Below are 6,835 nucleotides of genomic sequence, written 5' to 3'. Positions count from 1 at the left end.
AAATTGTCCTCCTATAGCTAAGAATAGATAATACTAATTTAGCACGGATGGAAGAAGTTTTCCACAGATTATAATAAAAAAGGTTAGAAAAAAATACTTTTCCACATTTATGGAAAAAAGAACAGGAGAAATTAACTTATCAAATTTACGGTTATCCACAGAGGAGGAGTGTTTGTGGATTGTTACAATAATCTCTTGTTTATCCACAAGCAACTGTTAATCAAATACGTTGATGTAAAAGCATTTTCCTGATTTATGCACAGCCAGAAAAGTGTATGTGGATAACTTTTTAGAAGGGTGTTTATTTGTGGAAAAAGCAGGAAAAACTTGTGGAAATAAGTTATCCACAAAAATGCAAAATCCACAAGTAACACACAGTTCATTTCGTTTATGTGGAAAACAAGACAGTAAAGTGGGTGAATTTTATATTGACAAAACACTGTCTGACTCGTTATACTATCAAAGTATGTCTATGCGCATAATCATTATTTTGATGGAGGTGTCACTAAATGAAAAGAACTTATCAACCAAATAAACGTAAACGTCAAAAAGTTCACGGATTCCGTAAACGTATGAGTACAAAAAATGGACGTCGTGTTTTAGCAAGTCGTCGTCGTAAAGGCAGAAAGGTTATTTCTGCATAAGCCACTGAATGCCAGTGGTTTTTTTTATGCCGTTTTTTAAGGAATATAGTGAATCCCTTTTACTAAATATGGTATTATTGACAGGTGAGTAACCAAAGTAGAAAGAAATGAAGGAACCAAGATGAGAAAGGCATATCGCGTAAAAACAGAACAAGACTTTCAAAAGGTTTTTCAGAAAGGAAAGTCTTTTGCAAACCGTAAATTTGTTGTCTATGTTCTGCAGAAAGATCAGCCACATTTTCGTGTCGGATTATCTGTAGGAAAAAAAGTAGGAAATGCTGTTAAACGAAATGAGATCAAACGAAAAATCAGAGCAAGTCTCACGGATATGCAACCTAGAATCAAACCTACACTCGATTTCATCGTAATTGCTCGTCCAAGTGTTTCGAATTGCTCTTCTCAAGAAGTATACTCGAATTTAGAGCATGTGTTAAAGCTTGCTAAAATCATTAACTAACGGAAAGGAATTATTTAAGTGAAAAAAGGAAAACGTATCTTACTATTTTTGGGGATCGTCTCATTGGTAGTTGTCTTGTCTGCCTGTAGCGCAACTGGGGAAGTGAATGCGCAAAGTTCAGGATTATGGGATCGTTATATCGTTTATTACTTTGCTGAAGCGATCAAGATGCTATCTTTTGGCAATGCTGGAATTGGGATCATTCTATTTACTTTGATCATTCGGATTATTCTCATGCCTTTAATGCATTTTCAAACAAAGAGTATGCGAAAAACTCAAGAATTGCAGCCAAAATTAAAAGCTCTGCAACAACAATATGCATCGAAAGATAGTGAAACACAAAATAAATTACGTGCAGAAACGCAACGGCTTTATGCAGAAAATAATGTGAATCCTTATGCCGGATGTTTGCCGCTACTTGTCCAAATGCCAATTTTGATGGCATTATGGCAATCGATTTCGCGGGTTCCAGCTTTACAAGAAGGAAAATTTTTGTGGTTACAATTAGGGGACCGAGATCCTTACTTTATTTTACCTATATTAGCTGCACTATTTACATTTGCAAGTACTTATTTGTCTAGTATGAGTCAAATAGAATCAAATGCTAGTTTAAAGATAATGAATTTTGCAATGCCATTGATGATTTTATTGATGGGGATCAATATCGCTAGTGGTTTATCTTTATACTGGGTTGTATCCAATGCATTCCAAGTAGTACAAACGTTGATTTTGAATAATCCATTCAAGATTCGTCAAGAAAGAGAAGAAGCTGCTCGAAAAGAAAGAGAACGAGAAAGAGCGCTGAAGAAAGCAATGAGTCCTAAGAAAAAACGTAAGAAATAAAAGGAGGTTGCAGATAATGCCGATTTATGAAGGTCTTACAGTAGATGAAGCTATCCAAGAAGGATTGCATGCTTTAGGTTTAAACAAGGATCAAGCAGTGATCGATGTTTTGGATGAGGGGAAAAAAGGTTTTTTGGGTATTGGTAAAAAGAGTGCCCGCGTATCAATTGAAAGAAGTGCTGCGGATGAATCAAAAATCATCACAGAATCAGTAACTGAAATAATTGAAGAAATCTTAGAACCTGAACTTGAGGAATCAGTGCTTACTGCAAAATCGCAAGCAGATACGGAAGAAAAACCTAACGCAAAGGATCTTTCTGATGATGAAGCACTTACTCATCTTGCTTTATATTTGACTAACATTTCTAAAGCATTGAATGCACCAGCCCTTGTAAAAACAGCACGAGAAGATGGCTTGATCGTTTTTCATCTAGATACACAAAAGCAAGGACTCCTGATTGGAAAACATGGAAAAACACTAAATGCTTTACAATATCTGGCACAAGTATATATTCATCGAATCGCAGCAAATAAGCTATCTGTGGTTGTTAATGTAGGTGATTATCGTGAAAAGCGTCAGGCAATTTTAGAGCGTCTGGCCAATAGAACAGCAGAAAAAGTTAAACGCACAGGTAGACCAGTCTTTTTAGAACCTATGCCAGCTTTTGAAAGAAAGCAAATCCATTCTGCATTAAGTAAGGATGCCCAAATACAAACACACTCTGAAGGTGACGAGCCTTATCGGTACTTGGTGGTTGAACCAGCGAAAAAAAACTTTTAAGTCTAAAGGAATGACCTGATTTCAGGTCATTCCTTTTATCGTGGAGAAAAAGGAATTGACAAGATATTTGAAACCAAGTATTCTTGACTAGAAATCATTCTTATCAAAGTAAACATACGATGAGTAGTTCTTACTTTGGTGAAAAAAAGAGTCCGTTTGCCACGGACTCTTTTTTTATATTAATTGTATTGGTAGTATCGAGGTTTAGCAGTTTACTGTTGAGGGAAATTAGCCGCCGATTGTAGATTGTGTAAACTGTACAACTGTTCCATAAGCAAAAATTTCTAAAAAAGTTTTCCCGTTTTCTACGATTCGATCATGTTCAAAATGGCAGTTGATTACAGCATTAGCACCATAACTGTGCGCTTTTTCTTTCAGACGAAAAGCAACATCAGAGAGAAGCGCATTCAAATCGATTTCAGGATCAAATAAATCTACTTCAATTTTATCTGCGGCAAAGACAATATCGCGAACAATGTATGGCCGATTGACATTTCCGGTAGAAAGAATGATTTCCTTGATGCGAGAAGAAGTATCTATTTTTTTGGACGTATCCATAAAAATCCCTCATTTCTTATTGTTTCCTTTATTTTAAATGTTTTTAGTGTTTGATGCAAAAGATTAAAAGTTTACCAAGTAGACTTGCGACAAAATAAAAAGTATGCTAATCTATTCCCAGAATTTTATATGACAAGCAGTCAAAGTGCTAAGTCTATCCGTTATGAGTTTGACGGGTGGAGTGGGCGCTTTTTTTATGCGAAAAATTAGGAGGAGCTTTAGTATGGTGAGTATTACGCAGGAATTTGATACGATTGCAGCAATATCTACGCCCCCTGGTGAAGGAGCAATCAGTATTGTTCGATTAAGTGGTGAACAAGCAATTTCCATAGCAGATGCTGTCTTTCAATCAGGAAAGAAAAAACTAATAGATGTGAGTAGCCACACGATACATTATGGCCATATTTTTGACCCTGAGAAGTATCAAATGATGGATGAAGTTATGGTATCGATCATGAGAAAACCAAAAACTTTTACTAGAGAAGATATAGTAGAAATCAATTGTCACGGCGGGATTGTTGTCGTTAATCAAATTTTGCAATTAGTTTTGCGTCAAGGAGCACGGTTGGCTGAACCGGGAGAGTTTACAAAGCGTGCTTTTCTTAATGGGCGTGTTGATTTATCTCAAGCTGAAGCAGTGATGGATTTGATTCGTGCAAAAACTGATAAAGCAATGAATCTCGCTATCAACCAATTAGATGGTAACCTCTCAAGATTGATCCGACAACTACGGCAAGAGATCTTAGAGACATTGGCACAGGTAGAAGTAAATATCGATTATCCAGAATATGATGATGTCGAAGAATTGACAACACGTTTATTATTAGAAAAGGCAAATCAAGTCCAGAAACAGATACAAGCTCTTTTACAGACAGCACAGCAAGGAAAAATTTTACGAGAAGGTCTCAGTACAGCAATTATTGGTCGGCCAAACGTAGGCAAGTCAAGTCTGCTAAATCACTTATTACGGGAAGAGAAAGCAATTGTAACAGATATTGCAGGTACTACTAGAGATGTTATTGAAGAGTATGTAAACGTACGTGGTGTGCCTTTAAAGTTAGTTGATACCGCAGGAATTCGTGAAACAGAAGATATCGTTGAGAAAATTGGTGTTGAGCGTAGTCGCAAAGCACTCAGTGAAGCGGATTTGATTTTATTAGTACTAAATCAAAGTGAGTCACTCACAACAGAAGATAAACAATTATTGGATATTACATCTGGAAATAAACGAATCATTTTGCTAAATAAAACAGATTTACCTTCAAGAATCAATCAAGAAGATTTAGTGCCCTATTTAGAGAATGAGCCTGCTCTTCCTATTTCGGTATTAACGAGTGAAGGATTGGATCAACTTGAACAAGCAATAGCTGACTTGTTTTTTGGTGGAAATACAGGAGATAAAGATGCCTCTTATCTCTCAAACACTCGTCATATTGCATTATTGGAAAAAGCAGAACATTCATTAGCAGAAGTGATTCAAGGAATTGAAAGTGGGATGCCTGTTGATCTTGTGCAAATCGACATGACTCGTTGCTGGGATTATTTAGGCGAAATTGTTGGAGATAGTGTTCAAGATGAATTAATTACGCAGTTATTTAGTCAATTTTGTTTAGGAAAATAAAATTACCAAAGGAGAATACGATGCAAGAATATCAAGCAGAAGAATATGAAGTTATAGTAGTTGGTGCAGGTCATGCTGGATCAGAGGCTGCTCTTGCAGCTAGCCGTATGGGGTGTAAAACATTATTGTTAACCATCAATTTAGATATGGTTGCATTTATGCCTTGTAATCCATCAGTAGGAGGTCCTGCTAAAGGTGTAGTTGTTAGAGAGATTGATGCTCTCGGGGGCGAAATGGGGAAGAACATCGACAAAACATACATTCAAATGAGAATGTTGAATACAGGTAAAGGACCGGCTGTGCGTGCATTGCGTGCACAAGCAGATAAACATGCCTATGCTTCTGAAATGAAAAAAACCATTGAAATGGAGCAAAATTTGACATTACGCCAGGGTATTGTAGAGAAATTGATTGTTGAGGATGGTATTTGTAAAGGCGTTGTTACTGCAACTGGAGCTCGTTACCAAGCAAAATCGGTGATCATTACTGCTGGAACTGCGCTACGTGGGGAAATTATTATTGGTGAACTAAAATATTCTTCGGGACCTAATAATTCTCAACCATCCATTGGGCTTGCTGATCATTTAAAAGAGTTAGGTTTAGAAATTGCGCGCTTCAAAACTGGTACGCCGCCACGTGTGAAGTCAAGTACCATCAACTATGATGTAACTGAGATCCAACCCGGTGACGAAGCCCCTAATCACTTTAGTTACAGTACACCAGATAGCCAATACAAAACCAATCAAGAACCTTGCTGGTTAACCTATACCAATGAACATACACATCAAATCATTAATGATAATCTTCATCGTGCACCAATGTTTACTGGAATCGTTGAAGGGGTTGGAGCAAGGTACTGCCCTTCGATCGAGGACAAAATCGTACGTTTTGCCGATAAATCACGCCACCAATTATTTTTAGAGCCAGAAGGTTTAGATACCGAAGAAGTGTATGTCCAAGGACTTTCAACTTCTCTTCCAGAAGACGTCCAAGTCAATATGCTCCATTCGATTGCCGGGCTTGAAAAAGTTGAGATGATGCGTACGGGTTATGCTATTGAATATGATGTTGTAGTACCACATCAGTTACGACCAACGTTAGAAACAAAAGTCATCGCTAACCTTTTTACAGCAGGACAAACAAATGGAACGAGCGGATATGAAGAAGCAGCGGGTCAAGGATTGATTGCTGGCATAAATGCTGCTCTTAAGATTCAAGGAAAAGAGCCTTTTATTATGAAACGTAGTGATGGATACATCGGAGTAATGATCGATGATCTAGTAACAAAAGGGACTAATGAGCCATACCGTCTATTGACATCGAGAGCAGAATATCGGTTGTTGCTGCGTCACGATAATGCGGATCTTCGTCTAACAGAAGTCGGACACCAAATTGGCTTAGTGGAAGAGCCACAATACCAAGCCTATCTAACGAAAAAAACAGCTGTAGAAGAGGAAATCCAACGTCTAAAAAAAGTACGTATCAAACCAACACCATCTGTTCAATCTTTCCTCAAAGAGAAAGGAACCGCTCCATTAAAAGATGGTGTTCTAGCAAATGAATTTCTACGCCGTCCAGAAGTAAATTATCAAGAACTCTTGCAGTTTATCGAAGCAAACCCTGCATTAAAGCCGAAGGAAATTGAGCAAGTAGAGATTCAGATCAAATATGAAGGATATATCAAAAAAGCCCTTGAAAAAGTGGAAAAACTAAAACGCATGGAAGCAAAACGGATTCCTGAAAACATTGATTATGAAGCAATCAATGGTCTTGCAACTGAAGCAAAACAAAAACTACAAAAAATACAACCAGAAACCATCGCTCAGGCCAGCCGAATTAGTGGCGTAAATCCAGCCGACATAAGTATATTGATGGTTTATATCGAACAAGGAAAGATTGCGAAAATAACTGAACCAGCCTAAAGAGGCTGG

7 protein-coding genes are annotated in these 6,835 nt (G+C 37.4%); 6 read left to right on the top strand and 1 reads right to left on the bottom strand.

From position 1 onward, the window contains the following. The first annotated feature begins 509 nt into the window (after positions 1 to 509). The 4 genes from rpmH (at position 510) to jag (ending at position 2,725) form a co-directional block, all read left to right on the top strand. Positions 510 to 644, top strand: a complete 135-nt coding sequence (rpmH, locus tag IGJ45_RS16645; RefSeq protein WP_002356012.1) for a 50S ribosomal protein L34 — start codon at positions 510 to 512, stop codon at positions 642 to 644. Positions 645 to 765: 121 nt separating this feature from the next. Next, a complete protein-coding gene (rnpA, locus tag IGJ45_RS16640; RefSeq protein WP_003129188.1) occupies positions 766 to 1,101 on the top strand; it encodes a ribonuclease P protein component in 336 nt (111 codons plus the stop codon). A gap of 18 nt (positions 1,102 to 1,119) precedes the next feature. Then, entirely contained in the window at positions 1,120 to 1,944 is an 825-nt protein-coding gene (locus IGJ45_RS16635; RefSeq protein ID WP_003129186.1) for a membrane protein insertase YidC, read from the top strand. Between the two features lie 16 nt (positions 1,945 to 1,960). Further along, entirely contained in the window at positions 1,961 to 2,725 is a 765-nt protein-coding gene (jag, locus tag IGJ45_RS16630; protein ID WP_081131865.1) for an RNA-binding cell elongation regulator Jag/EloR, read from the top strand. Positions 2,726 to 2,953: 228 nt separating this feature from the next. Here jag and IGJ45_RS16625 read toward each other — a convergent pair whose 3' ends face one another. Beyond that, a complete protein-coding gene (locus IGJ45_RS16625; protein ID WP_003129184.1) occupies positions 2,954 to 3,283 on the bottom strand; it encodes a heavy metal-binding domain-containing protein in 330 nt (109 codons plus the stop codon). A 223-nt stretch (positions 3,284 to 3,506) separates the two neighbouring features. On the opposite strand from IGJ45_RS16625, the gene mnmE reads away from it, so the two are divergent. Both mnmE and mnmG read left to right on the top strand, forming a co-directional pair. After that, complete coding sequence (mnmE, locus tag IGJ45_RS16620; RefSeq protein WP_003129182.1) at positions 3,507 to 4,904, top strand: tRNA uridine-5-carboxymethylaminomethyl(34) synthesis GTPase MnmE; 1,398 nt, start codon at positions 3,507 to 3,509, stop codon at positions 4,902 to 4,904. Positions 4,905 to 4,924: 20 nt separating this feature from the next. Continuing rightward, a complete protein-coding gene (gene mnmG, locus IGJ45_RS16615) occupies positions 4,925 to 6,826 on the top strand; it encodes a tRNA uridine-5-carboxymethylaminomethyl(34) synthesis enzyme MnmG (protein ID WP_409531402.1) in 1,902 nt (633 codons plus the stop codon). Positions 6,827 to 6,835 lie beyond the last annotated feature (9 nt).

Source organism: Enterococcus sp. DIV0574 (genome assembly GCF_051711125.1).
In the GTDB taxonomy this organism is placed as follows: domain Bacteria; phylum Bacillota; class Bacilli; order Lactobacillales; family Enterococcaceae; genus Enterococcus_D; species Enterococcus_D gallinarum.
This window is presented reverse-complemented; position numbering and strand designations above follow the sequence as displayed.

What these genes read in the sequence shown, in the direction of transcription:
- rpmH (WP_002356012.1), top strand. Translation starts at nt 510, where the DNA reads ATGAAAAGAACTTATCAACCAAATAAACGTAAACGTCAAAAAGTTCAC.
- rnpA (WP_003129188.1), top strand. Translation starts at nt 766, where the DNA reads ATGAGAAAGGCATATCGCGTAAAAACAGAACAAGACTTTCAAAAGGTT.
- jag (WP_081131865.1), top strand. Translation starts at nt 1,961, where the DNA reads ATGCCGATTTATGAAGGTCTTACAGTAGATGAAGCTATCCAAGAAGGA.
- IGJ45_RS16625 (WP_003129184.1), bottom strand. Translation starts at nt 3,283, where the DNA reads ATGGATACGTCCAAAAAAATAGATACTTCTTCTCGCATCAAGGAAATC.
- mnmE (WP_003129182.1), top strand. Translation starts at nt 3,507, where the DNA reads ATGGTGAGTATTACGCAGGAATTTGATACGATTGCAGCAATATCTACG.
- mnmG (WP_409531402.1), top strand. Translation starts at nt 4,925, where the DNA reads ATGCAAGAATATCAAGCAGAAGAATATGAAGTTATAGTAGTTGGTGCA.